Raw genomic sequence first — 24788 nt, forward strand, 5'->3', positions numbered from 1 at the left:
ACTCACATGAAATTCCATCGCCACCTGCGCCGCGCTAGTCTGCTCTGTGCCCTCTTGCTGCTGACGAGTGCCGCACTGGCCCAGCCAGCCAGAATCACCCGCGTCATCGTGGCCTTTCCGCCGGGCGGTCCGGTGGACTTTGTGGCGCGCACCATGGCCGAACAGCTGGGCAAGGAACTGGGTCACCAGGTGATCGTTGAGAACAAGGCCGGTGCCAATGGCGCCATCGCGGCTGAATACGTGGCGCGCTCGGCCCCTGACGGGCAGACCCTGTGGCTGACCAGCGTGGGCGCGGTGGCCATCAACCCGGCGCTGTACGAGAAGCTTTCCTACGACCCGCAGCGCGACCTGAGCCCCGTGTCCCTGGTGGTCAACAACGTCGAGGTGCTGGTGGTGGGGGCCAGTGCGCCCTACAACACGGGCGCCGAGTTCATCGCTGCCAGCCGCCAGAACGCCGGCAAGCCGCTGACCATGGCGTCCTCGGGCACGGGCAGCGTGCCGCACCTGGCCATGGAACTGCTCAATGACGCGGCCAAGATCAACCTCACGCACATCCCCTACAAGGGCGCGGCACCGGCCATCACCGATGTGATCGCCGGCCACGTCAACGGCTTCTTCGGCGACATCCCCGGCCTCATCTCGCACATCAAGAGCGGCCGGCTCAAGGCGATTGCACTGGCGGCGACCAAACGGCACCCCCTGCTGCCCGAGGTCAGGACCTTCGAGGAGATGGGCGTGAGTGGCGTGGACTCGGACAACTGGTACGCTTTGTTCGCGGCCAGGGGGACACCGGCCGCCGAGATCGAGCGTGTCAACCAGGCGGTGCGCCGCACCCTGGGCAACGAGGCTGTGAAAGCCAAGTTGCAGGCTTCGGGGGCCGAGGTCTCCGCGTCCACGCCGGCCCAGCTGGCCACGCTGCTGAAGAACGACACGGCCAAATGGACCCGTGTGGTCAAGGCCAAGAACATCCAACCCGACTGAGATCCTTTCCCTTATGCGCATCGCTCCCGTCACCCCCGGCACCCGCCCCGAGCTGGCCGCCCAGGAGGCGCAGATCCAGGCCGAGCGCGGCCGCATCTCGCCGCTCTACCAGGTGCTGCTCAACAGCCCGCCCATCGCCCACGGCTGGGAGCAGATGCTCTCGGCTGTGCGCAATCGCAACAGCCTGCCGGCCGGCCTGCGCGAACTCGTCATCTTGCGTGTGGCCGTGCTCAACCGCGCGCCCTACGAGTTCGACGCCCATGTGCCGCATGCCCTGAACGCGGGTGTGTCGCAGGCCGTCATCGAAGGCTTGCGGGTCGTGCCTCTGGCGGCCGACCTGCCCCTGTCGCCCGCCGAGCGTGTGGCGCTGCGCCTGACCGATGCCATGACGCGCGAGATCGAGGTGCCCGAGGCGCTGTATGCCGAGGTGAAGCAGCATTTCAATGCCCAGGGCCAGATCGACCTGGTGGCCACAGTGGCGGCTTACAACATGGTGTCGCGCTTCCTGGTGGCCTTGCAGATCGGACACTGATGGAAAAGCCTACCGATTGCCTGCTCCTGCAATTCAGGCTGGAGCCTGCGGCCACACCGCGCCTGGCCGCGGCCGCGGCCCAGCTGTGTACCGACAGCGGCTTGCTGCTGCAGCGCCTGGCCGGCACGGCCCAGGGGGAGGTCTACCTCTACGTCCAGCTGCCGGCACGCACCCTGCTCGACGAGCGTGCCCTGCCTCCCGTGGACGCCGCATTGGCCCGGCGTATTCCGGCGGCGCGTGACGTTCGCGTCTCGCGCCTGCAGCAGGTCTACACGGCCCCGGGCCACGCCCATGGCGAGACCCCTGTTTCCCACTACGTGGTCGAGACGGACCCGGAAGCGGGCTGGCAGCCCGAAATGGAGCGCTGGTACGACACGGAACACATGCCCGGTCTGGCTGCCGTGCCGGGCTGTATCCTCGCCCAGCGCTACTACAACCATGACCAGGGTCCTTATTCGCTCGCCTGTTATGACCTGATGGCCGAGAGTGTGCTGGGCTCACCCCCCTGGCTGGCCGTGCGTGGCACCGCCTGGAGCGATATCGTTCGCCCGCACTTCACCAACACCAAACGCACCATGTTCCGCGCGCTGGCCTGAAGGCCTTGTCCTCAGCGCGCCCGGCGCAGGCAATCCATGCGGGCATCCAGGATGCGGTTCTCGGCCTCGCGCTGCGCCCGCTGCTGATCGGTGCTGGCCTGACCCTGCGGCAGGCGCTGCCTGAGCTGGTCGAGCTCACGGTTTGCCGTGTCCGAGCACTGCTGTTCCCGCGCCATGGCCGCCTGTGCGGCCGGGCTGCCGGGTTTGGGCTGGCTGGCTTCTTCGCAGGCACGGGCCTTGGCGGCGGCGGCTTGCAGCTGCGCGTGCATGCCCTGCATGAATTGCTGCTGCGTGCGTGTGTCGCTGCCCGGCGCCGGCGCCCGGGCCATGGCCTCGCGCTGGATGCGCGCCGATTCGGCCTCGAATTCGGCTGCGCAACGCGGGTTCTCGGCCCTGGCCGTGGTGGCCAGCAGCAGGGTGCAGAGGAGGGACAGGGCGTACTTCATCGCGGTTCGCTCCCATGGGGTGGTGGGGAAACATTGTGCGGTATGGCGACACTTCCCACGTTCAGGGGATGACGGCGCAGGCTCGAGCGGCTAAAGTCGCGCGAACTCGAACCAGGGAGACTCCATGAAACGACTCGGTCCCGTCCTGCAATTCCTCGGCTGCGAACAAGGCCAGTGGCGCGTCAGCGCACTCTGGGTGCAAGACAACACCGACGCAGCGCCCCTGCTCACGGCCGGCGGCCGGCCGGTGCAGGTGACCCAGGCACCGGTGCCGGGCCAGGCTTGCACGGCCTGGCGTTTTGAATTCGCGGTGGCGCAGGGCGCGGCTGCGCAGGAGGTGGCCTACAACGTGAACGGTGAAGCCCAAGGCTTCTGCGTGCCCGCCTTGGGCGCCGTGCCGGCCATGGGCTACGCCTCGTGCAACGGCTTTTCCGATCCCCGTGCCATGAAGTCGGTCAAGGCCCCGAACGCCCAGTGGGAGCGCCTGGGCCGTCTCCACCGGGGACAGGAGCGCGTGGAGGGTCAGACGCACGGGCCGCTGCATCTGCTGCTGCTCGGTGGCGACCAGGTTTACAGCGACGCCATGTGGGTCATGGTGCCCGAGCTCAAGGCCTGGAGCGCCTTGCCTTGGGACAAGCGCCTCAAGGCCGCTTTCACCGCCTCCCTGCGTCGCAAGGTCGAGGAGTATTTCAGCAGGCTCTACCTGGAGCGCTGGTCCCAGCCCGAGGTGGCCGCCGCACTCGCCAGCCTGCCCACCGTGATGATGTGGGACGACCACGACATCATGGACGGCTGGGGCTCCTACGCGGTCGAACAGCACCAGTGCGCCGTCTACCAGGGCATCTTCGAAGTGGCGCGCGCAGCCTTTGCGCTGTTCCAGCGCCAGGCCATCACCGCGCCACCGCCGGCCACGCTGCCGGGTCAGGACCAGCACAACAGCGCCTACCGCATCGGCGAGCTGGGCCTGCTGGTGCTGGACATGCGCAGCGAGCGCTGTCCGCGCTCCACGCGCACGCAGGACGGCGCCGAGGTGCTGCAGGCCGAGCAGGTCCTCAGCCCCCGGAGTTGGGCCGCGGTGTACCAATGGCTGGCCGCGCAGGAAGCGGCGGGCGGCCTGAAGCACCTCTTTGTCATGAGCAGCGTGCCCGTGGTCCATCCGGGCCTGGAACTGATCGAGAAACTGCTGTGCGCCTTGCCCGGCCAGCAGGAGATGGAGGACGACCTGCGCGACCACTGGGACAGCCCGCCGCACCGGGCCGAGCGCCTGCGCCTCATCCATCGCCTGCTGCAGGTCAGCGCCCGGGGCGTGCGTGTCACCATCCTCTCGGGCGACGTGCACGTGGCGGCACTCGGTGTGATCGAATCCGCACGCGAAGACGGGTGCGAGGGCCATGCGCGGATCATCAACCAGCTCACCAGCAGCGCCATCGTACATCCGCCCTCATCGGCGATGGAGGTCTTTGTGCTGGAGCACGTGGCGCGGCATGTGGAGCAGATCGACCGGGGCATCAGCACCCGCATGCTGGAGTTCCCCACCACCAGCCGTTGCGTGCTGGCCCGCCGCAACTTCCTCACGCTACAGCCGGACCTGCCCGGTGGTGGTGATCGTTACTGGGCCAACTGGTGGGCCGAAGGCGAACCCCATCCCTATACCAAGGTCGTGCACGCCATCGGCACGTTGTCCTGAGGACGGCGTGTTCGCCGGCGTTCAACGCCGGCCGATGTTGCCGGGGTTGTGGCCACCCCCGCCACCGTGCCCGTGCCCGTGGTACCGGTAGCCGCCGCCATAGCCGAAGCGCAGCGGCGGGGCATAGTAATAGGGGTAGTAGGTGTAATAGGGATAGGGCCGCACGTAGTAGACCGGTGGTGACACCACGACCACGCGGGTCTGGTCGGCTGGCACGGGCAGGATGGGCTGGGGTGGTGGCGCGCCGGGTTCGCCCAGGTCGGCAGGGGAAACGCGCAGCGCGATGGTCTGGCCCGGGTCGTAGGGGAGTTGCACCTTGTAGCGCTTGTCGGCGTATTCGTATTCCACATCGTAGGCCACGGTGCGGTTCTCGTAGAAGGTCTGCGTGCTGCAGCGCTGCACTTCGCGCAGTTCGGTGGGCGGGTTGTCCTCGATGCGGTCGCCGATCACGGCGCCGCCGATGGCGCCCAGCACCGTGGCCGCACCTGACCCATGGCTGGTCGCATTGCCGACGATGCCACCAGCCACTGCGCCGATGGCTGCGCCTGCGCCACGTTTGGGCGGCTGCACCGCCACCTGTTCGGTCGTACAGACCTGGCGTGGCACGGCCACTTTCTGCACTACAGGGGTGGTGGAGATCACCAGTCCTTCTTCCTGGGCCGCGCACAGGCCGCTGAACAGCAGGGTGGCGGCCAGCACATACACGTGTTTCATGGTCATGCTCCTGACGATTCCCCTATTAACGCGGCGGCCTGATCGCCGGCCGACCATTTCTGGCCCTGGGAGGTGGTCGGATTTGTAAAGAAGATCGAGGTTCCGCAGGTGGCGTAGTAGAGTTTGCTCGCACGCATTCCACAACAAAGAGGAGACATTCATGATCCGCACGCATGCGACCCGGCTACGGGTTTTCCTGGGGGTGGCCTTCCTGTTCCTGGCCGCCCTGACGGCCACCGCACAGACGACCAAGCCGCGCCTGCTCGATGCCGGCGTTGCCAACCCGGCCTCGGCCATCTACATCGGCAACAGCTTCTTTTATTACAACAACAGCCTGCACGGCCATGTGGGCCAGCTGATCTCTGAGGGCATGCCGGGTTTCCGGCACCGCGCGAGTTCGGTGACCATCAGCGGTTCGGGTTTCGACTGGCACGACGTCGACTCCTACTTCCGTCCCAACGCCATCGGCGCCTACTCCTTCGGCGCCAACAACGTGGTGAGCTTTAACAAGCTCGACAAGCTGTTCGACGTGGCCATCATGATGGACTGCAGCCAGTGCCCGCTGCACCCGCAGCTCAAAACGGTCTTCAAGGACTACGCCAAGAAACACAGCGACACCGTGCGCAAGCACGGCGCCAAGCCCGTGTTCTTCATGTCCTGGGCCTACCAGGATGCGCCCGAGATGACGGCCCAGCTGGCCGAGGCCTACACGCAGGCCGGCAACGAAAACGGCGTCTTCGTGATTCCCGCCGGCTTGGCCTTCGCGCGTTCCATCGCGCAAAAGCCCGACCTCAACCTCTATGTGGCCGACAAACGCCACCCCAGTCTGGCCGGCACCTACCTGGCCGCCTGCACCGTGTACGCCTCGCTGTTCAAGAAGTCGCCGGTCGGGCTGGCCTACAACGCCGGCCTGTCACCCGAGGTGGCACGCCACCTGCAGACCGTGGCCTGGGAGACCGTGCAGGCCTATTACCAGCCTTGAGACGGGCCCCGGCCACCGCCGCTACCGCGTGGCCCGCCTTCGGGCGGCCCGTTCGACGGGCGTGAGCCCGCCGCCGGCGGTGTTGCGCTGGCCATCTGCCCCGCCGAGGCAAAGACCGGCAGCGTGGACATCAGGCGCTGGTCGGCCAGCTTGCGCTGTTCGGGCGTGAGCAGGGCATACAGATCGGCGGCCGCGCGTTCGATGTCCTCCAGCGCGGCCAGCCGGTTCTGCTGCTGGTCGACCAGGCGGGCGAGCTGTTTGGTCGCTGCTTCCGTGCCTGCGGGCGGCGCGGGCCGCTCGCGGTAGTGCAGCTGCGTGTAGGCATCGAGCCGGCCCGCATAGGCCTGCCACAGGGGCAGTTGCTGGGGCGTCAGCGCCAGATCGTTGCGCAAGCCCTCCAGGGGGCGTGGGGTGGCCGCGGCGGCGACGGGCGCGGTGTTGGCGGGCTCATCGGCCCTGGCCGGCAGCCCGGCCAGCATGGGGCCGGCGGCGATCAGAAAACAAAGACGTGGGATGGCGAAACGGGACAACATGGCCCTCACGATAGGCCGCCCGTGTTGCGCCTGTGTTGTGCGCTGCGTAAAGAAACGTGAAACGGGACGCGATCAGGGTTAGCCGGCATGCGTGCAAGAGCGAAGCCGACTAGACTGCGGCCAGCTACTCCGGAGTCTCTCCATGTCCGTGCCTACGCATCGCCTTTTTCCTGTCCTGGTCGGTCTCATCTTTCTCACTCTGCTGGCCGCCTTCAGCGTGGCGCAGACGGCACCCGCCTCGGTCCGGCTGCGCGGTACCGTGGTGAGTGTGACCCAAGCCTCTTTCGTGCTCAAGACGCGCGAGGGTGAATTGGTCGAGCTGCAGCTGGCCGACAAGCTCGTCGTCAACGAGGTCTATCCCATCACCCTGGCCGATGTGCAGCCGGGCAGCTTCATCGGAACAGCCGCCATGCCGCAGGCCGACGGCAGCCAGCGCGCCATCGCTGTCACCGTCTTCCCCGACGCGGCCCGCGGCACGGGCGAGGGCCATCGCCCCTTCGATCTGCAGCCGCAGAGCACCATGACCAACGCCACCGTGGCCGAAGTCTCGGCCCTGGGCACGGGGCGCCGCCTCCAGCTGAAGTACAAGGATGGCCAGCAGACCGTCGTCGTGCCGCCCGATGCCCCCATCGTCACCTTCCGGCCCGGCGACCGCAGCCTGCTGGTACCGGGTGCCAGTGTCTCACTCACGGCGCAGGCCATCAACGACAAACCCACGGCTCTGCGCATCAACGCGGGCGGTAAGGGTTTCGTGCTGCCCTACTGAAGGTAGCGGGCGCCAGTTCTCCCCGGTTTGTTTTTCCTCCGCTTGCGGTCGGCGGCTCGCCCATCGGCGCCGCCGTTAAGATGGCCCCAGGGAGGGAAACAACATGACCGAAGCCATTGGCCGGTTCTTCAAATATCTGCTCGTGCTCTTGCTGGGCGTCATCGGCCTGGTCTTGGTCCTCAGCCACGACCGGCTGCATGTGTACCGGGGCTTTCTGAACGAAACTTCGCCGCAAATCACCATGCGCTACGAGCAGCTGTCCGTGGACATGGACGAAGCTGCCGTACGCAGGCACTTCGCGGGCGTCACGCTCGACTGCTTTGGACAGCCCAAGGCGGCCAACGGGCTGGGTGACCGTGTCTGTTATGCCCCCATCGACGGCGTGGACGGCAATGCGGCGCTGACGCTGGCACTTTTCTTCAACAAGGGCCGGCTCAGCGTGGCCGTGGTGCACGTACCCTGGTGGCGTCATCTGGGCATGAAGAGACGCCTGCTGGCTCGCTACGGGGAGCCCGGCTCCGGCGGGGTGACCGACAAGGGCGATCCCGTCCTGCGCTGGAAGTTGCCCAACGGCGATCTGGATTTCGCCCGTGACCGCGACATCAATCCCCTGAACTGGAGTGGGGTGGTCTGGATCGGCAGGGAAGCCCGCCGCTGAGGCGCCGGCGCGGCGGCCTACTTCTTCGCTGTGCGGTTGCGTTCCAGCTGCGCATCCACCAGCGCCACCACCTCGTCCACGGCAGGATGGTGCAGGCCCTTCTGTGCGGCCACAGCCTGCACCAGACGGTCCACGCGCTCGATGTAGGGTGCACCGGCGTACAGGGCACGCGCGGCCGAGGAAGGGCTGGCCAGCCCCTGTGCCGCCGCGGCGTATTTTTCGAAAGGCACCAGGTCTTCCTCTTTGGCGCCGAGTGACAGGCACAGGTCGCTGACCCAGTTGTAGACCGCGCGCGAGGCGGCCAGGTCGCTGTGTACCGCTTCCTTGATGGGGCGCACGCCCTGCGGCGTCACGCAGCGATAGTTGCCGGCCAGCAGCATGCTCCACTTGGCCAGGGGCACGAAGACCGAGTCGTGCACCTTGAGTTTCACGGGCAGTTCCACCTTCTGCCCATCCACCTCATGGCGGATGGCCTCGATGTCGGTCTGCAGGCTGCGCAGGAGCGCGGTGTGCGTGTCCGACACAAAACGCGCGGCCTTGAAGTTTGTGGGCAGGCGTACCTGCAACACATTGACCTGCTCCTCCGGCGGGCGGAAGGCCTGCGGGTCGGGGCTGCACAGGGTCATGCTGGCCGGGTCGAAGCTGTCCCACACCGTGGGGTCGGTATAGGCGCCGCGGCAGGCTGCGGTGGCCACGCCGGGCAGGCGCGCCAGATAGGGCAGGGGTGGCATGTTCATGATGGACATGCAGGGCACACGGCTTTGGGCCACGGCGTCCAGCAGTTCACGTACGCCAGGGCTGCGGTACTGCGGCTCCTGCATGGCCAGGCCCACGAGATCGTAGTCGCCGGGTTTCACGTCGGCCGGGCCTGCGGCCAGGAGCTGCCCGGGGTAACGACGCGAGTCGAGCTCCACCACTCCTTCGCGCCCCTTGAGCGGGAGGCGCACGCGTATGCCCTCGCGGTTGATCAGCTCCACCTCGTTGGGCAGGCACACCAGGGTGACCTGGTGGCCGGCCATCACCAGCTTGATACCCAGCAGCGAACCGTAGGACGCGCCGAGGATGAGGATCTTGCAGGCTTGGCTCATGATGTCTCCTGGTGGTGACCACTGGCACTGTCACAAGCCCGCTGCGTTGGCGGGCACTGGCCGGTCTTCTTATTTGTTCTTTTCCTTGCCGCGCGGGATGACGGCCGTGACCGGCGGCATCGGGCGGTCGGAGGTCGAGGTCTTGGGCGGCGAAGTGTCTTTCTTCGGTTTCTTTGCCATCTTGTTGCTGCGTTGTTCACCTTTGGCCATAAGTCCTCCATGGGTTGCGGTTCCGGAACGGCACCAGTCCCGCATGGTAAGCCAGAAAACCGCCGCCATTACAAATGGTGACGCGCCTGATTTGGTGCCGCCCCGGGTGCGGTGCTAGCATGGCCTTCCCGCAACCCCGCCTTGGTGTGCGTCCATGAACAAAAGCAGAATCGCCCTGGCCGTGCTGGTCACCGCTGCGCTGCTGGGCCTTGCCGCCTGGCTGCTGTGGCCTCAGCCCGCGCCGCCCAGGCCCGAGCCCGTGAGCCAGCCCGTCAGCGGCCCTCCGGCCGTCACGGCCATGCCCGTGCCCTCCAACGACCCGCCACCCGTCATCCGCCATCCGGTGCAGGCCATCGAAGCGGCCGATCCAGCTCCGCCCAAGCCGCTGCCAGCCCTGGGCCAGTCCGACGCGCGCGTCCAGCAGGAGCTCAACGGCCTCATGGGCCGCAAGAACGTGGTGACCTTCGTGCTGCTGGAGAGCTTTGTGCGCCGTACGGTGGCCACCGTGGACAACCTGGGTCGTGAACACGCCGCACCCAGCATGTGGCCCGTGCATCCCACCCCCGGGCGCTTCGCCACGCTCAAGCGGGGCGAGATGGACATCATCAACCCCGACAACGGGCAGCGCTACGTGCCCCTGGTGCAGCTCATCGAATCGGTGGACACGAAAAAGGCCGTGCAGCTTTACGCCACGCTCTATCCGCTGTTCCAGGAAGCCTATGTGGAGCTCGGTTATCCCAAGGGCTATTTCAACGACCGCCTCGTCGCCGTCATCGACCTGCTGCTGGGCACCCCGGTGCAGGAGGGCCCGCTGGCCGTGGCCCTGGTCGATGTGAAAGGCCCCATTGCTTCGGAGCGCCCCTGGACCCGCTACGAGTTCGCCGAAGACAGGTTCCAGTCCCTGTCCGCCGGGCAGAAGATGCTGTTGCGCATCGGCCCGGTCAACCACCGCCGCCTCAAGGTCAAGCTGCTCGAATACCGCAAGCTGCTGACCAAGGCCGAGCTGCCGGCCAGCGTCAAACCCTAGACTCCAGGGCTAGAACGCCAGCATCAGTCCCTCACGCGCATCACCGCGCCCGGCCAGCACCTGCTGGTAGGCTGCGCTCACCGCCTCGACGCCCCGGTCTTCGCGTATCACCAGCCAGGGACGGTCGGCGGCATTCACGCGCTGCATGAGGGCCTGCCACGCTTCACCCAGGCGTGCTTCGAAGCCTGCCGGTCCCCAGCCCTCCGGGGGCGGCGCGGCGCGCTTTTTCCCCTGGGCCGGGGCAAAGAAGAGTTCGGGTCGCGGCCCGGGCAGGCCACCTCCGCCGCCCAGGGCTTCCCAGTGGCTGCCACCCACCGAGCAGCTGTACTTCAAGGCCGTGCCGAAATGCTCGTGGATCGTGCGGCGCAAGCCGGCGTTGCCTGCGAAGTCGATGTAGACCGTGGGCGTTTCGGGGTCCAGCGTTTTCACATGCTCGTAGCGCATCACCTGGTCATAACAGCCCAGCCCGTGCGTGAAGTCCAGGTTGCCCGCCGAGGTCAGCCCCTGCACCACAGGGCCGCCGGCGCGGCGCGCCAGGCAGAAGGCCGTGCCATAGGCTGTCTTGCTCGACGCGCTGGACAGCAGCAATTGGTGTGCGCCGAAGAACTGCTGTTCGGCCATGAAGTCGTCGATCAGGAAAGAGGTGGTGAACAGCGGCCGCAACACGGCCTGCTGGCCCTCGAGCGCGGGCTGGTAGGCCGGGTCGGCGGCGCAGAACACCAGCTGGTTGTAGACCGCGGCCAGTTCGCGCCGGTGTGCCGATGCATCCACGAAACCCCGCGCGTTCACGCGTGCGGCCTGCACCACCAGGTGGTGACCCATGGGCAGGTAGCCATACACGCGTTGGCCTGTGGCCACCTCCGGGCTGCGCGACTCCACCACCTCGGCAAAGCCCCAGACCGGGATGCAGCCCCAGCCCTCGGCCCCGCTGGGGAAGAACTCCCAGTACTTCATCTTGTCGCCGAAGGCGGCGTAGGTGATGTTGTTGGCCGTCAGCGCAAAGGACAGGACCCGCAGGCGCACCTCACCCTCGGCCAGAGGCCGCGCACCGGGCGCATCGGGGTCGGGCAGCAGACGGGTGCTGTGCAGGTCGGTGCGGCTGACGCAGAAACGCAGGGCGGCGGGAGCATTCATGGGTTTTCCTTCTGAGCGAAACACGAGCATGCCTGCGCCCGGCCTGCGGCGCTGTCACCCAGGCGATGGGTGCGGGGTCAGTTCTTCGCGCGCAGGCCCTGCGCCAACGCGCCCAGGGTGATGCCGCCCAAGGCCCACAGCAGGTCCCAGTTGCCCGTGCCCAACCCTGCGATGGCCGGGCCCGGGCAAACGCCGCACAGGCCCCAGCCCACGCCGAACAGCGCTGCACCCACGGCAGTGTCGCGGTTCCACACGCTGGGGTGGGTGCCGAAGCTGCCGCCCAGCAAGGGGCGGGCCAGCAGGCGCGGCAGGCCCTTGTAGGCCAGCAGTGTCACCAGCACGGCGCCGCCCATGACCAGCATCAGGCCCCAGTCCTGGAAACGCAGAAAACTCAGGATCACCTCGGGCCTGACCATGCCCGACAGCGAAAGGCCGAAACCGAACAGTGCACCGGCGGCCAGCGTGGCCAGGCCGTTCTTGAAATTGTTCATGCCAGCCACCTCGCTGCGAGATTCGCCGTGAGAAAAGCCGTGGCCATGAAGGTCAGCACCGCGCCCAGCGAAGGCAGCTGCAGCGATCCCAGGCCACAGACGCCGTGTCCCGAGGTGCAGCCGTTGCCCAGGCGGGCACCATAGCCCACGAAGAAACCGCCCACCCCCAATTGCCAGGCGGGCACCTGCGTGGCCAGCGGCGTGCCATCGGTGAAGCCCAGCCACCAGACCAGCGCGCCGACGATGAGCCCGGCCGCATACACCAGGCGCCAGCCGCGTGATTCGACAAAACGTGCCTGCTGGAAAAAGGGCCGCTGCACCAGCCAGGACCAGCTGCTGGAGAACACCGTGCTCATGCCGCCGATGCGGCCCGTGAACAGGAAGAGCAGGGCCGTGCCCAGCCCGATCATCAGGCCGCCCAGCAGGTAGTGCTGCCAGCCCAGAGGGAAAAGGGTGGAGAGGAGGTTCATGGCGGGCATTATCCGCGCGGGCGCTGCGCCTTACCAGGTGGTGTCGATCGCGTCCTGCTGGGTCGGCATCACCGAGCTGGCACTGACCACGCTGACCGAGCCGCCATCCGCGCCCAGGGACTGGCGTTCGGCCTCGTTGAGCACGTCCTGCGGCACAGCCTCGCCCGGCTGGTCCAGCGTGACGATGCCCACGCCCAGCTGCGGCGCGTAGTCGTGGCGGCTCTGGTCACGGCCGATCACCATCAGCGGGCGGCCCACGGTGGATCGCAGTCGCGCCACCGTCTCGCTGACAAAATCATGCCGCTGGTCGGTGGAGATCACCACCACGAAACAACGCGGGTGGTACAGGCCCACCACGCAGCGGAAACCAGCGGCGCGGCGGATGCGCGCGGCCATCGCCGCCAGGATCTGGTGCTCCACGCCGTGGCCCGCCGCCTGGCCCAGCTCGTAGAGATTGCGCAGGTGCAGGCACACCACGCTGCAGCTGCCGTGCAGCCGGCCCGTGCGCCAGAAGGCGTGTTCCACCTCCGACAGCAGCAGGGAGCCGGTGGGCAGGCCGGTCGCCGGGTCGGCGCCGACCTGCAGGCGCGACAGGCGGGTGAGCTGGCGCTGCTGGCGGTTGCGCACAAAGACCAGCACGCTGCAGGCGAGGAAATACACCACCGTGATCACCGCCGTCACGATCCAGGTGCCCAGGCCGAACCCGGGCACGTTCAGGCCGCGCAGGTACAGGCCCGTCACCATGGCGGCCAGGCACACGCAGGCCAGCACCATCCAGCGCGCCAGCGGGTCACCCAGGGCCGCTGCGCGCAGCGTGGCGATCAGGCCCATCACGGCTGCCGCCATGTTGACGATGGCCGTGGCCAGCAGCAGCTGTTCGAATTCTTCGGGGCCGGTGCGCAGCACCAGCAGGCCCAGCACGATGGCGGCCAGGAAGAGCGCCCCGGCGCCCCAGGTCGTGATGTGGCCCACCGTGCGGTCTTCGCGGCTGCCGCCCAGCCAGATGCCCAGGTAATAGAGGGCCAGGGCGCCGGCCAGCGGCCCCAGGCTGCCCTTGAGCACCTGCACCAGCTTGAGGGGCAGGCCAGGCCACAGCATTTCGGGCAGGCCGGTCATGACCAGACAGCTGCTGCCCACGATCAGCACGAAGACCAGGTTGCGCAGCGAGCCGACCTTGCGGTTCAGGACCAGGTCGGCCACGGAGAGCGCGGTGAGGGTCAGCAGACCCCCCAGCATGGCAGACCAGACGGCGACTTCGGAAATGGGCATCCAGCGATTATGGTGCGCCGGGAGGTCGAATTTCGTGACTTATTTCACGCTTTTCGACCGCGGTTCCCCGAAATGGGGCTCACCAGGTCGTGTCGACCTTGTCGTCGTCTGCCGTCGGGCGGCGCACCTCGGTCATGGCCTCGTGCTCCACCTGATCGATCACTTCCTGCGGCTGGCTGTCGTCCGGCAGCACGGTGCGCACAGCGATGCCCACCTGCGGCGTGAACTGCAGGCGCTTGTCCTTGTCGCTGATCACCTGCAGCGGCTGGGTCACCAGGCCCTGCAGGCGCTGGATGACGGTCTCGTCGAAAGTGCGCTTGCGGTCGATGGAGAACACCACGATGAAACAGCGCGGGTGGTACATGCCCACCACGCAGCGAAAACCCGCCGCGCGGCGGATGCGCGCAGCCGTGGCGGCCAGGATCTGGTTGTCGCTGGTGCGGCCCAGCGAGTCGCCCAGCTCATAAAGGTTGCTCAGGTAGAGGCAAACCACGATGCACTGGCCGTTCAGGCGGCCGGTGCGCCAGAAGGCGTGTTCCACCTCGCTCAGCAGCTTGGCGCCAGTGGGCAGGCCGGTGGCCGGGTCCCAGCCCATTTCCAGGCGGGCCAGGCGGGCCAGCTGGCGCTGCTGGCGGTTGCGCACGACCATCAGCACCATCACGATCAACATGAACAGCAGCGCGCAGCTGGCGGTGCCTATCGCCAGGCTCACGTTCCAGCCCGGAACCTTCAAGGCGTGCAGATAGAGGCCGCTCATCATGCCCACCAGCAGCAGGCAGGCCAGCACCAGCCAGCGCGCCAGCGGGTCGCCCAGCAGGGCGGAGCGCACGGCGATCACCAGCACGATCAGCACGGCCACCCCGTTGAGGGTTGCCGTCAGCACCAGCAGTTCCCGGAAGTCTTCAAGCGGCACCAGCGTGGCGAGGATGGCCATCACCAGCGAAGCGATCAGCATGCCGTAGCAGCCCCAGACCGTCATGCGATAGACCACATGGTCTTCCTGCGCGCCACCGGTCCAGATGCCCAGAAAGCGCAGGCCCAGTGCGCTGCTCAGCAGGCCGAAGCCGGCCTTCAACGCCATGCCCAGGCGCTCGGGCAGGCCGGGGAAAAGCGTTTCGGGCAGGCCCGACATCAGCACGCAGGCAAAGCCGAGGGTGGCGATCAAAAGGAGATTGCGCAAGGCGCCGAGCGTGCGAACCATGAGCGCGTCGGCCGCAGCCAGCAGCGCCAGCGACAAGAGCCCGCCGGCCATGAGAGCCCAGACCGTGGTTTCTGTCATATCCATGTGCGAATTATCGGTGGCTCCTCCAGCGCGGTGGAGGCCGCAGCGTGACGGAGTTGGCAGATCGCGGGGATTTCGTTGCTATAAAAAAAGAAGCAACTTCCACCGGGCGCTGAAAGGCACCAGACCCGGGCACCCCCGCCCCGGTTTACAGGGTGGCGTTGTCGGTGGTGACCCGGATGCTGGCGGGCCGGGTCGCGATGTTGTCTTCCATCCGGCCCTGCCGCAGGGGCGGGCCCAGGGCCAGCCGCTCGGCCTCGTCGATGGCGTTCACGGGCTGCGCCTGGCTGGGTTCCAGCGTGACCACGCCCATGCCCACGCGCGGCCAGAAATCCTGCTGGGTGCCGTCGCGCCCTGTCACCGTCAGGGGCTGCGCCGCCAGCGAGCGCAGGCGCGCCACGGTCAGGCCCACGTACTCGCGGCGCTGGTTCGCCGAAATCACCACCACGAAACAACGCGGGTGGTACAGCCCCACGACGCAGCGAAAACCCGCCGCACGGTGGATGCGCGCCGCCATGGCCGCCAGGATCTGGGGCTCCACGACGCGCTCGTCCGCGGCACCCAGCCCATACAGATTGTTCAGCCGCAGGCAGACCACCGTGCATTCGCCATTCAAGCGGGCGGTGCGCCAGAAAGCGTGCTCCACCTCGGCCAGCAGCACGGAGCCCGTGGACAGGCCGGTGGCCGCATCGGTGCGAACCTCCAGCGTGGCCAGGCGTTCGAGTTCCCGGCTGCGCCGTATGCGCTTGACCACCACCACCGAGCCCACCATGAAATAGGCCACGGTGCACACCGCCGTCAGGATCCAAGTGCCCAGGCCGAAACCCTCCAGGCTCAGACTGCGCACCCACAAGCCCAGCACCTCGATGGCCAGGCAGACACCGGCCAGCACCACCCAGGGGGCCAGGGGGTCGCCCAGCAGCGCGGCCCGCACCGACGTGGCCAGGCCCAGCAGCACGGCCACCACGGTGACGACCGCGGTCGCGTGCAGCAGCAGATGGATGTCCGAACCTGAAACGACCAGGGCACCCAGCACCAGCGCCGTGAGCAGCATGACGCTGGAACCCCAGCGGGTGATGCGGTGGGTCACCGGGTCCACCTCGGCGCCGCCCAGCCAGATCCCCAGGTAGTGCAGGACCAGGGCGGCGCTCAGCGGCCCGGTGCAGACCTTGAGCAGTTGCAGCAGGCTTTCGGGTGCGCCGGGGAAAAGCGTTTCGGGCAGGCCGGTGCGCATCAGGCTGCTGGCGCCGGTGACGACCACAAAGATCAGGTAGCGCAGGGAGTTGATGTTGCGCGTGGCCAGCGCATTGGCCGTGGCGATCCCGGCCAGGGTCAGCAGACCACCCAGCATGGCAGACCAAACGACGAATTCTTTGATGTCCACTCATGCATTATCTGCGCGGGCCTTACGCCGAACATACAAGCGTGGTGGAGGCAGGGTTTCAGCCTGCGCGTCGCCAGACCAGCAGGAGGTTGTTGGCGGGCATGGTGTGGCGCATGGCCAGGCGCAGGCCTGCGGCCTGGGCCTGTTCCTCCACGTCCTCGCGGCGGCGCAGACCCCAGTCCGGGTTCTGTGCACGCAGCGTGGCGTCGAACTTCAGATTGCCCTCCGAGGTGGGCACATCGTCCTCCAGATAGGGCCCGTAGGTCACCAGCTGCCCGCCGGGTGCGAGCTGCTGCGCGGCGCCTTGCATCAGACCGGCGCAGCAGGCCCAGGGCGCGATGTGCAGCATGTTGGCGCAATAGACCAGGTCATGGGGCTCGTACTCCTTGGGCCAGGACGGGTCCAGCACATTGAGCAGCTGCGGTGGCTGCACATTGACCAGCCTGGCCTCGTCGACGCGCACCTTGATGTCCGGAAACAGGTCGGCCGTCACGTCCGTGGGCTGCCAGGACCACTTGGGCAGGTTGGCAGCGAACCAGGCCACGTGCTGGCCGGTGCCACAGGCGATCTCCAGCGCGCGTCCCTTCTTGGGCAGCAGCGTGCGCAGCACCTCCAGGATGGGTTGCTTGTTGCGTTCGGCTGGAGCGCTGAAGGCGAGTTCGGTCATGTCGAGTTCTAGCATCATGATGTATGGCGGGTTCTCTGTATACAGCGCGCATGGTGCCAGCAAGCAACGGAAACAACCCTCCCATGAACATGGGGCCTCTCCCATATTCATGGGACAGAAAAAACATTCCGTGTCCGGAACGACCTGGCTTCAGTTGCGTCCGTCGCCCGATACCAGGTGGCCGCGGCCCGCGTGCTTCGCGCGGTAGAGCGCGGCGTCGGCGCGCGACATCAGCGCCTCCAGCGTTTCGTCCTTGCCCTGGCGCAGGGCGTGGCCGGTGCTGAAGTCCAGCGCGAAATGCAGGGTCTGCGGTGCGGTCTGGGTCAGCTCGGCGCGCAGGCGTTCGTCAAAGGCCCGCGCGGCCGCGGTGTCGGCATGGGCCAGCAGCACGCAGAACTCCTCACCACCCAGACGTGCGTTCACGTCGCCCGCGCGCTGGCAGCGCTTGAGCAGGCTGCCGAAAAACACCAGCGCCGCGTCGCCGGCCTCGTGGCCGTAGGTGTCGTTGATGCGCTTGAAATGGTCCAGGTCGATCATCAGCAGCGACAGCGGGTAGTCGTGGCGCTGTGCGTAACGCAGGGCGCGGCCCGCCTGCTCGGCCCAGCCATTGCGGTTGAACAGGCTGGTGAGCGGGTCGGTGATCACCAGGGTGCGCAGTTGCTGCTGCGCCTCTTCGCGCCAGGCCGCGAGGATGGCGATATTGCCCAGTACCAGGGTCACGTTGGCCGCCACCAGCGCCGCCAGGTTGACCGGCGTGGGGGCGCGAAAGAAGGGGTAGAGCTCGGTGAACCAGGCTCCCAGGATGCCACGTGTGGCCGTCAGCACCGCCATCAGGCTCACGCAGCCGAACATCAGGAAACGCCAGTTGCCCTGGCCGAACTCGTTGCGCGTGGGCAGCAAGGTCGCGCGCGCCAGGATCAGCAACTGCCCGGCGATCAGCAGATTGGCCCAGCCCACGCGCACCGGGTAGCTGCCAAAACTCAGCGCGTAGCCCACGGGCGTGGCCAGCACCAGCAGCAGCAGCAGCCGGCCCAGGGGGCGCGGCCCCAGCCAGTGGTTCAGCGCGCGGTGGACCAGCCAGTTGCTGAAGCTCAGCAGGCCCATGGCGATAGTGGACAGCATCTGGTCGGGCCAGCGTTCGCGCCAGAAGCCGGCCAGGATCAGCGCCAACCAGGCGGCCGCGCTGATCATCAGCGAGGCGCGCGCGTTGTGCGCGGCGGGGCTCAGGTTCTGCCCCATCACCAGGGGCAGGGCCATGGACATCGCCAGCAGATTGGCGGCGTTCAGGAAGATCAGGGTGGTGGGGTCGAGCTGCAAGGCGGGGGTGCAGGGCGCTAAAGGCGCAGTAGCCCCCTCAGTTTATGCGAGCCGGCTTATGGATCCGTGTGGCTTTTGCGTACTGTCACCACTGTTTCAGAGCGCGTTGGCGATGGACAGCGTGTTGCGGCAACGCGGGTAGTCGAAGCAGCCCCAGAAGGCCGAACCGCGTTGCGACACCTGGCGCTCCACCATCTTGGTGCCGCAGTTCGCGCAGGTGGGCCGCCAGTACTCGCCCTCGTAGGCCACGTTCAGCAGCAGCTGTTGCTGGTCGGGCTTGCGCCGCGCGATCAGCGCCAGCAGGGCCGCGCCGTCCAGCACGTTGACGCCGTGGTCCTGCGCAAATTGCAGCGCATCCCGCGAAAAGCGCCCGCTGGCGGCAAAGGTGCCGCGCTTGAGCTGTTGCGAGCCCATGGCCTCCAGCAGCTCCCGCAGCTCCTTCACACCCACGGGTTTGCGTCGCCAGTGCTTGCACTGGACCACGGCCACCGGCCCGCCCTGGGCGTTGCGCGAACGCAGCCAGATGTTCACCCCGCCGTCCCCGCTGCGCGGCTGGGCCGTGGTCTGGAAACCCACCTGCGCGAACAACGCCTCGCACACGGCCTCGAAACGGCGCCACTCGATCTGTGTCCACACCTTGGGGCCCCAGGCCAGCTCCCGTTCCGGCCGCGCAGGGGTTTCCTCTGGCTGTACGTCCAGCTGGGCGGGAATGGTGGACTGCTCGTAGGGGTCGGTTGCGGGGGCGTCTTCCTCGGGGGCGTCCTTCAGCATGGGCTCCAGGCGCACGCGGCTGGGCGGGTAGAGCAGCTCGTCGGGCAGGATCGAATGCTGGAAGCGCGAGGCGGGCGGCTCGGGCTCTTCGTGCTGCACCTCACGGCGCAGGCGCAGCATCACCAGATGCAGGGCGATCAGCAGCAGGCCCAGGCCCAGTACCCACCAGCCCGCCAGGTTCAGGCCGTTGGCCACCGCCAGCAGCGTGGGGGAGCCCTTGAGGATCAGCGGTGAAATCAGAAAGACGATGGCAATGGCCGTGGCCACGATGCCTTTTTCCAGCACGGTGTCCAGGGCTCGGCGGTGCGTCTTTTTGCGCGATGGCTGCATGACTAGTGGTCCCCCCAACGACTGCGGTCTTCCGCATGTGGGCTCACTGTAGCCAAAAATGCAGCGAAATCCTGTCCCGGCCTAGAAGGACGAGCCCGGTTGTTGCAGAAAGGCCAACTCCTCGGGGGTGGAGTCCCGGCCCAGCAGGGCGTTGCGGTGGGGGTAACGGCCAAAGCGCTCGACGATGGCCTGGTGCCGTAGCTCAAAGGCCAGCGCGCCCTCCAGGCCCGGCTGCGAAAACAGCCGTACCGCCTCGACGTGGATGCGCGGCGACTCGCTGTGCATGTAAGGCATGTAGGCAAAGGCCCGCCGCTCCACGGGCAGCGCGCTGTCCAGCCCACTGGCCACCAGCTCCTGCGCCAGCGTCAGCGCCTGCACATCCTGGGCAAAGGCCAGCGGCGTGTCGCGATGGATGTTGCGCGAGAACTGGTCCAGCACAATGATCTCGGCCAGCCGTCCGCCGGCCGAACTGCGCCAGGCCCACAGCTCGCCCCGGGCCGCCGCCTGCAGTGTGGCGCCAAAGCGCGCGCGGATGGCCGCGTCCAGCGCCGTGTCCTTGGCGAAACGTCGTTTGTTGTCGAGCTCCTCGAACCAGAAGCTCAGGATATCTGGGGCCTGCATGGCGAAAAGATACCATCGCCGCATGAGTTCCCATTACGAGACGGTGCAAAACACCCTGTACCCCGACGCCTTTCATGTGCCCGCACCCGAGGCGTCGATCGGGCGCGAGGTCTGGCCGCGCCAGCCCGGGGTGTTCATCCGCCAGGGCCGTGCGGGGGCTGAAGCCACCGCCGATGCCCCGCCCGCCGCGCGCGAGCTGGTGGCCGGGCAGTTCGGCCTGGTGCCGCGCTGGGTCAAATCGGCGTCCGACGCCAAGCTGCGCTCCACCAAGCTCGTCAACGCCCGTGCCGACACCATGAGCACCTCCACCAACTTCCGCGAGGCCTGGCTGGCCGGGCAGCGCTGCATCGTGCCCATGATGGCTTTCCTGGAAGACGACTGGCGCAGCGGCAAGGCCGTGCCCACCCGCATCGCCCGGGTGGACGGCAAGCCCATGGGCGTGGCCGGTCTGTGGGAACGCTGGACGGGCGGCGAGGGCGAGGTGATCGTCAGCTACGCGCTGCTGACAGTGAACGCCAACAACCACGCCCTCATGCACCGCTACCAGCAGCCCGGCAGCGAGAAAAGCATGCCCGTCATCCTCAACGAGGGCGCCTGGGACGCCTGGCTCAGTGCCCCCGTGGAGAAGGCGCGGGAATTTCTGCGGGCCTACCCGGCCCAGCAGCTGCTGGCCAACCCGGTCGAGAAAAAGCGCTGAGCCGTTGGGCGCAGCGCAGACGCTTCAGTGCGTCACGAACTCGTAGCTGACCTCTTCGCTCTCCACCATGTCCAGGATGTCGTTCAGCGCATCGTCGCTGTCCGTGCTGCTCCAGGTTTCTTCGGGGTCGTCGGCAAACAGCGGCTCGATGGCCAGGTCCATGTACTGACCGTTGGGCAGCTTGAGCACGGGCGTGCCCTCGGAGGTCTGCACCACCTCCCAGTCGCCGGGCACGGTCATCTCCAGGTTGATCTGGATCTTGAGTTTCTTCATGGGGTTTCCTTGTGGATTTGGTGCGAGATTAACCCAGGGGCGTGACACCGAGTTTGGCGTTCACCTCGGCCGCGTCCGGTGCGGCAAACGCCGTGTTGTGCCTGTCGGTCAAAGGGCCACCGCCGGGGACGAGCTGGCCCGCGGTGTCATAACCGATGGCCTTGAACTTCCAGGCCGCGCCGATGCGCTTGAGGTTACCCACGTGCAGGCCGTCGGCGGTGTGCACGCTGTACACGTCGGGGTTCACTGGGGTTAGGGTTAGCAAATGGGGGCTCATGCAAAAACTGATTAGGTGGCTTTGAAATAGAAACCTAGGTGCTTTGGACTCGCATACGGCTATTCTGTGGGGAATCTCAGCTGGGCGACGCGCTAGCGCGTCGCCCAGCTGTCGAATGTTTTATCAGGGGGAAATACTATGCCGAAGGTATATAGAAAGAGAGTGGGAAAAGAGGAGTCCAGGCGATCAATTTGGACCGGCCCCACGCAAATCCTGTTCGAGTCTTTGCGTGAAGTCCCGTGGGTCGGCTTCGCTGCAGCTGGGACGGTTCTAGGCGGGCTCTTGCTGTTTTTTTATTTCAACTCCATTGATCACATTCCTTCGGACGTCACAACGTTGGCTGCTTTAGGGAGCGCAGCAGCTTTTGTGGCTATGGGAATGATCTTTCTAATCGCTTTAAGTTTGGTTTTTCCAGCTGCCATATATCGAGACTACGCGGAGGAGGAGCTTCGACTCGAACAAAAACGCCTATTTACGTTTCAGGAATTACTTTTAGTCCAAATCGGCGGCATGGGAGTTTTCTTTCTCGTGAATGCATACCGTCTGTATATAGATTGTGGAGTCGTTAGCACGCGAGCAATCTGGATTTGTTTGTTACTAACGATTCCGTCGCTTTATGTGCTCGTACGAGTCGTAGGGCATTCGGGAACCCCGCGGCGCAGGGTTTACAGGGGATACATCGCAGTTTCGATCGCGTTTTTATCGATACTGCCCTCTATTGCCTTGAATGCATTTATTGAAGCGTACGCCGCACCAGGATTGAATCATTGGGCGGTACTCATATTGGGTTGGCTTGCGTTGATCGTGGCTAATACGTTGGCGGCAGTCAAGATGGAAAAAGGCTTGCTGGCATTGACAACCTTCTTCACTGGGTTGGCAGCTTTCTCTGTGCCAATGGTGGTCGACCAGCCGAACCTCTTTCCAACCATGGTCGCGACTACGATGGGTGTCCGTAGCGACGGGGCGAGAGATCTTCTGCTTTCTGATGAGAGCTGTGAGATTGTTCGTGAGGCGCTTAAGAAGGCCGATCTCAGCGGAGCCCCGATCTGTCAAGGCGGGCGCTGGACTGCAGTTCGCGCTCAAGTGCTGTCAAACGTTGGCAATCGTTGGCTTATAGAGTTTCATGCGAATGGGGCAGAGAGTGATACCTCTGCTAACAAGATTCGTATTACGGTCCCCGGTTCGGGGGTTCAGCTGGTCTCGCTAATGGAGGGCGAGCCAAAGAACGTTAAGGCCTATTCCTGCCGGAAAGGTTAGTGTGCACCCAATAGGGGGGCTCAAGCCTGCCACACACCAAACCCTGCCGAACGCAGGTCGATGCCGATTTCAATTTCGCGTTCCTGCGCCGTCTTGTAGTTCATGGGGTTGAAACCTTCGTACAGGTCCGGCAGCAGGCGCAGGCCGTAGCGGGTGACATAGCTGTTGGCCTGGATGCCGGCCATGTGCTTGTCGAAACGCACGTCCGGGTCCAGGCCCGTCATGCCCACGTAGACGCAGGGCTTGCCTTCCACGTAGTTCGGGTTGTTTTTCCTGAACTTGGCTTCATAGAGCACGTCCTTCGACAACTCGATGACGTAGACGTGGTAGTGCTTGCCTCGCCCCATACTGCTCTAAATGCCCGCGCTCATACCTTGAACTGGTCCACCGCCACCTGCAGCTGGCGCACCCGTTCGTTCATGGCGCCGGCGGCCTGAGCCACGTGGGCGACCTGCTCGCTGTTGTGCCGCGTCTCGGACTGCATCTGCCCCAGCGACTCGGACACCTCGCCCACGCTGCGGCTCTGCTCGGCCGAGGCCGTGGAGATCTCGGCCAGCAGGTCCCGCACCTGCTGCACCGCCTGCACGATGTCCTGCATGGTGTTGCCGGCGCGGTCCACCAGCTGCGCGCCGGTTTCCACCTGCTGCGCCGAGTGGCTGATGAGCGTGCGGATCTCCTTGGCCGCCTCGGCGCTGCGTTGCGCCAGCACGCGCACCTCGCCCGCCACCACGGCAAAACCGCGCCCCTGTTCACCGGCGCGGGCCGCTTCCACCGCGGCGTTCAAAGCGAGGATGTTGGTCTGGAAGGAAATGCCCTCGATCACCGCGATGATGTCCACCACCTGCTGCGAGCTGCTGGAGATACTGCGCATGGTCTGCACCACCTCGCCCACCACCTCGCCGCCGCGCTGCGCGATGCCCGAGGCGCCGTTGGCCAGCTCGTTGGCGCTGTGCGCGCGCTGCGCGTTTTCGCGCACGGTCAGCGTCAGTTGCGCCATGCGGCCGGCCGACTGGTCCAGCGCCCCTGCCTGTTGCTGGGAGTGCTGCGCCAGGCTGGCATTGGCGTCGGCAATGTCCTGCGAGGCCTCGGCCAGCGGCGCGGTGCTTTCCTTTATCTGCGTCACCAGGTCGGTCAGCGTGTCTTCCATGGTGCCCATGGCGTCCAGCAGGCGGCCGAACTCGCCCTTGCGGGTGTTTTCGAAGTCGTGGCTCAGGTCGCCCGAGGCCACCGTCTCGGCAATGAATACCGCGTCGGCCAGCGGCGCGGAGATGGCACGCGCCTGGCGCAGCATGGCGGCCACCCCCACCAGCAGGGCCAGCCCGCCCATGACCAGCATGGCCGTCCGCGCGCCCGAAGCCAGGGGCTGGAACTGCGGCGCCTGCGCGGCGATCTGCCCCAGGGTGCTGTAACCCTCGTAGAGGATGCCCAGCATCAGCAGCAGCACGATGGAAGAAGTCAGGACCAGCCGCGTGCCGACCTTCATGTCGTCCAGGAATTTCATAGGTCTCCTCCATCGCCCGCTCAACGCGGGTCCCAGTGCCTGTCAGTGTAGCGGTGCCGGCCCGAATGCCGGGTACGGCGCCAAAGCGGTAATAGTGCGCATCCTTTTCGCGGCGAAGTGTGAACTACGCCCGTGCAGGGGGATGGCAAATGTGCGCGGCCTGCCCATACTGAACCCATCGGCAACAGGAGAACACACCATGAAGTTCACCGCACTGTTTGTCACCGCCACCGCGCTGGCCGCGAGTGGCCTCGCGTGGTCCGATACCGTCTACCCCCGAGCGTCGGCCGACACCTGGCTGGCCCAGCGCCAGGCGCTGGAGCAGCAGGACGAAGCCCGCTACCGGGTCTGTGATGCACAGCGCGTCAACAACCCCGTCACCGAAACCATCGATTTCACCGCCGCAGGCCGCCGCTGCCTGATCGCCGCGCTGGACCAGGCCGAATCTGTACAGGGTACCCTGGTCTTGCTGCGCAATGCCTCGGCCACCCTGCGCAAGGTGCCCACAGACCAGCCCCTGCGCCGGGTCGCCCTGCGCGCTGTGGGCAGGGCCCGCGCGCAGCTGGGCGCCGAGATGATGGGGCTGCGTGAGCGCTTCCGCGAAGAAGCCGCCGCGCTGGACCTGGCCGAGTTTTCCATCCACCAGCCCGAGCTGCATTACCAGCAACAGATGTGGCGGCTCAAGGCCTACGCGGCCGAGGGCAAGATCGCCGGGCTGAAGTGAGCCCCCGCGCGGCTCACGGAGTTGGGCCAGATGCCGCTGTCGGCCCTGAGTGAATAGTCGATCGCCTCGTGCATTCGCGCGGGGCCGCATGAGGTCGCAAAAA

The 24788-nt window shown here is 66.5% G+C and carries 30 protein-coding genes; 11 read left to right on the top strand and 19 right to left on the bottom strand.

The window, feature by feature from the left end; all coding sequences use genetic code 11:
* The first annotated feature begins 6 nt into the window (after window positions 1-6).
* The 3 genes from AC07NT_RS02810 to AC07NT_RS02820 are packed head-to-tail and all read left to right on the top strand — an operon-like array spanning window position 7 to window position 2109.
* Window positions 7-981, top strand: a complete 975-nt coding sequence (locus tag AC07NT_RS02810) for a Bug family tripartite tricarboxylate transporter substrate binding protein (RefSeq protein WP_498597947.1) — start codon at window positions 7-9, stop codon at window positions 979-981.
* Window positions 982-994: 13 nt separating this feature from the next.
* Window positions 995-1513: a carboxymuconolactone decarboxylase family protein gene (locus AC07NT_RS02815; RefSeq protein ID WP_498597946.1), complete on the top strand. Its 519-nt coding sequence runs from the start codon at window positions 995-997 to the stop codon at window positions 1511-1513.
* A complete protein-coding gene (locus AC07NT_RS02820; RefSeq protein WP_498597945.1) occupies window positions 1513-2109 on the top strand; it encodes a hypothetical protein in 597 nt (198 codons plus the stop codon). Before AC07NT_RS02815 ends, AC07NT_RS02820 begins: the two co-directional genes overlap by 1 nt.
* A gap of 11 nt (window positions 2110-2120) precedes the next feature.
* Here the strand turns inward: AC07NT_RS02820 and AC07NT_RS02825 are convergent, their stop codons facing one another.
* A complete protein-coding gene (locus AC07NT_RS02825; protein ID WP_498597944.1) occupies window positions 2121-2555 on the bottom strand; it encodes a hypothetical protein in 435 nt (144 codons plus the stop codon).
* Between the two features lie 124 nt (window positions 2556-2679).
* Between AC07NT_RS02825 and AC07NT_RS02830 the strand changes: the two genes are divergently transcribed.
* Window positions 2680-4242 carry an alkaline phosphatase D family protein gene (locus AC07NT_RS02830; protein ID WP_498597943.1) on the top strand — a complete coding sequence of 521 codons (1563 nt, stop codon included), beginning with the start codon at window positions 2680-2682 and terminating at the stop codon, window positions 4240-4242.
* Between the two features lie 21 nt (window positions 4243-4263).
* Here the strand turns inward: AC07NT_RS02830 and AC07NT_RS02835 are convergent, their stop codons facing one another.
* Window positions 4264-4956, bottom strand: coding sequence for a glycine zipper 2TM domain-containing protein (locus tag AC07NT_RS02835; protein WP_498597942.1), 693 nt, complete (start codon window positions 4954-4956; stop codon window positions 4264-4266).
* Between the two features lie 160 nt (window positions 4957-5116).
* Between AC07NT_RS02835 and AC07NT_RS02840 the strand changes: the two genes are divergently transcribed.
* Window positions 5117-5938 carry a hypothetical protein gene (locus tag AC07NT_RS02840; protein WP_498597941.1) on the top strand — a complete coding sequence of 274 codons (822 nt, stop codon included), beginning with the start codon at window positions 5117-5119 and terminating at the stop codon, window positions 5936-5938.
* On the opposite strand, the gene AC07NT_RS02845 is transcribed toward AC07NT_RS02840, so the two are convergent.
* Window positions 5926-6471: a Spy/CpxP family protein refolding chaperone gene (locus AC07NT_RS02845; RefSeq protein WP_498597940.1), complete on the bottom strand. Its 546-nt coding sequence runs from the start codon at window positions 6469-6471 to the stop codon at window positions 5926-5928. The genes AC07NT_RS02840 and AC07NT_RS02845 overlap by 13 nt on opposite strands.
* A gap of 142 nt (window positions 6472-6613) precedes the next feature.
* Between AC07NT_RS02845 and AC07NT_RS02850 the strand changes: the two genes are divergently transcribed.
* Window positions 6614-7237 carry a hypothetical protein gene (locus AC07NT_RS02850; RefSeq protein WP_498597939.1) on the top strand — a complete coding sequence of 208 codons (624 nt, stop codon included), beginning with the start codon at window positions 6614-6616 and terminating at the stop codon, window positions 7235-7237.
* A gap of 103 nt (window positions 7238-7340) precedes the next feature.
* Entirely contained in the window at window positions 7341-7895 is a 555-nt protein-coding gene (locus AC07NT_RS02855; RefSeq protein WP_498597938.1) for a hypothetical protein, read from the top strand.
* Window positions 7896-7912: 17 nt separating this feature from the next.
* Here AC07NT_RS02855 and AC07NT_RS02860 read toward each other — a convergent pair whose 3' ends face one another.
* Entirely contained in the window at window positions 7913-8983 is a 1071-nt protein-coding gene (locus AC07NT_RS02860; protein ID WP_498597937.1) for a ketopantoate reductase family protein, read from the bottom strand.
* A gap of 69 nt (window positions 8984-9052) precedes the next feature.
* Entirely contained in the window at window positions 9053-9193 is a 141-nt protein-coding gene (locus AC07NT_RS02865) for a hypothetical protein (protein WP_460489055.1), read from the bottom strand.
* Window positions 9194-9347: 154 nt separating this feature from the next.
* On the opposite strand from AC07NT_RS02865, the gene AC07NT_RS02870 reads away from it, so the two are divergent.
* Complete coding sequence (locus AC07NT_RS02870; RefSeq protein WP_498597936.1) at window positions 9348-10220, top strand: DUF3014 domain-containing protein; 873 nt, start codon at window positions 9348-9350, stop codon at window positions 10218-10220.
* Window positions 10221-10229: 9 nt separating this feature from the next.
* Here the strand turns inward: AC07NT_RS02870 and AC07NT_RS02875 are convergent, their stop codons facing one another.
* The 10 genes from AC07NT_RS02875 to AC07NT_RS02920 form a co-directional block, all read right to left on the bottom strand.
* Entirely contained in the window at window positions 10230-11354 is a 1125-nt protein-coding gene (locus AC07NT_RS02875; RefSeq protein WP_498597935.1) for a DUF2855 family protein, read from the bottom strand.
* 77 nt (window positions 11355-11431) lie between these two features.
* Entirely contained in the window at window positions 11432-11845 is a 414-nt protein-coding gene (locus AC07NT_RS02880; protein WP_498597934.1) for a DUF6691 family protein, read from the bottom strand.
* On the bottom strand, window positions 11842-12315 hold the full coding sequence (locus AC07NT_RS02885; RefSeq protein WP_498597933.1) for a YeeE/YedE family protein: 474 nt from the start codon (window positions 12313-12315) through the stop codon (window positions 11842-11844). The genes AC07NT_RS02880 and AC07NT_RS02885 overlap by 4 nt, the downstream gene beginning before the upstream one ends.
* A 30-nt stretch (window positions 12316-12345) precedes the next feature.
* Complete coding sequence (locus AC07NT_RS02890) at window positions 12346-13584, bottom strand: diguanylate cyclase domain-containing protein (protein WP_498597932.1); 1239 nt, start codon at window positions 13582-13584, stop codon at window positions 12346-12348.
* A 79-nt stretch (window positions 13585-13663) separates the two neighbouring features.
* Complete coding sequence (locus AC07NT_RS02895; protein ID WP_498597931.1) at window positions 13664-14869, bottom strand: diguanylate cyclase domain-containing protein; 1206 nt, start codon at window positions 14867-14869, stop codon at window positions 13664-13666.
* Between the two features lie 145 nt (window positions 14870-15014).
* Window positions 15015-16250: a 7TM diverse intracellular signaling domain-containing protein gene (locus AC07NT_RS02900; protein WP_498597930.1), complete on the bottom strand. Its 1236-nt coding sequence runs from the start codon at window positions 16248-16250 to the stop codon at window positions 15015-15017.
* 58 nt (window positions 16251-16308) lie between these two features.
* On the bottom strand, window positions 16309-16935 hold the full coding sequence (locus tag AC07NT_RS02905; RefSeq protein ID WP_498597929.1) for a DUF938 domain-containing protein: 627 nt from the start codon (window positions 16933-16935) through the stop codon (window positions 16309-16311).
* Window positions 16936-17067: 132 nt separating this feature from the next.
* Complete coding sequence (locus AC07NT_RS02910; RefSeq protein WP_498597928.1) at window positions 17068-18234, bottom strand: GGDEF domain-containing protein; 1167 nt, start codon at window positions 18232-18234, stop codon at window positions 17068-17070.
* 96 nt (window positions 18235-18330) lie between these two features.
* Window positions 18331-19335: a restriction endonuclease gene (locus AC07NT_RS02915; RefSeq protein WP_498597927.1), complete on the bottom strand. Its 1005-nt coding sequence runs from the start codon at window positions 19333-19335 to the stop codon at window positions 18331-18333.
* Window positions 19336-19416: 81 nt separating this feature from the next.
* Window positions 19417-19956, bottom strand: coding sequence for a DUF924 family protein (locus tag AC07NT_RS02920; RefSeq protein ID WP_498598509.1), 540 nt, complete (start codon window positions 19954-19956; stop codon window positions 19417-19419).
* A 22-nt stretch (window positions 19957-19978) separates the two neighbouring features.
* Between AC07NT_RS02920 and AC07NT_RS02925 the strand changes: the two genes are divergently transcribed.
* Window positions 19979-20653 (top strand): SOS response-associated peptidase, encoded by a 675-nt coding sequence (locus tag AC07NT_RS02925; RefSeq protein ID WP_498597926.1) that lies wholly within the window; start codon window positions 19979-19981, stop codon window positions 20651-20653.
* Between the two features lie 24 nt (window positions 20654-20677).
* Here the strand turns inward: AC07NT_RS02925 and AC07NT_RS02930 are convergent, their stop codons facing one another.
* Window positions 20678-20926 carry a hypothetical protein gene (locus AC07NT_RS02930; protein WP_498597925.1) on the bottom strand — a complete coding sequence of 83 codons (249 nt, stop codon included), beginning with the start codon at window positions 20924-20926 and terminating at the stop codon, window positions 20678-20680.
* A 28-nt stretch (window positions 20927-20954) separates the two neighbouring features.
* The gene (locus tag AC07NT_RS02935) at window positions 20955-21191 is read right to left on the bottom strand and encodes a hypothetical protein (protein WP_498597924.1); all 237 of its coding nucleotides are present in this window, start codon (window positions 21189-21191) and stop codon (window positions 20955-20957) included.
* Window positions 21192-21485: 294 nt separating this feature from the next.
* Between AC07NT_RS02935 and AC07NT_RS02940 the strand changes: the two genes are divergently transcribed.
* Window positions 21486-22460 (top strand): hypothetical protein, encoded by a 975-nt coding sequence (locus AC07NT_RS02940; protein WP_498642659.1) that lies wholly within the window; start codon window positions 21486-21488, stop codon window positions 22458-22460.
* A 20-nt stretch (window positions 22461-22480) separates the two neighbouring features.
* Here the strand turns inward: AC07NT_RS02940 and AC07NT_RS02945 are convergent, their stop codons facing one another.
* Both AC07NT_RS02945 and AC07NT_RS02950 read right to left on the bottom strand, forming a co-directional pair.
* Window positions 22481-22807: a hypothetical protein gene (locus AC07NT_RS02945; RefSeq protein ID WP_498597922.1), complete on the bottom strand. Its 327-nt coding sequence runs from the start codon at window positions 22805-22807 to the stop codon at window positions 22481-22483.
* Between the two features lie 20 nt (window positions 22808-22827).
* Entirely contained in the window at window positions 22828-23961 is a 1134-nt protein-coding gene (locus tag AC07NT_RS02950; RefSeq protein ID WP_498597921.1) for a methyl-accepting chemotaxis protein, read from the bottom strand.
* Between the two features lie 199 nt (window positions 23962-24160).
* On the opposite strand from AC07NT_RS02950, the gene AC07NT_RS02955 reads away from it, so the two are divergent.
* Window positions 24161-24685: a hypothetical protein gene (locus tag AC07NT_RS02955; protein WP_498597920.1), complete on the top strand. Its 525-nt coding sequence runs from the start codon at window positions 24161-24163 to the stop codon at window positions 24683-24685.
* The last annotated feature ends 103 nt before the right edge of the window (window positions 24686-24788 follow it).

The sequence above is a fragment of the Hylemonella sp. GW821-FHT10B10 genome, from assembly GCF_059415585.1.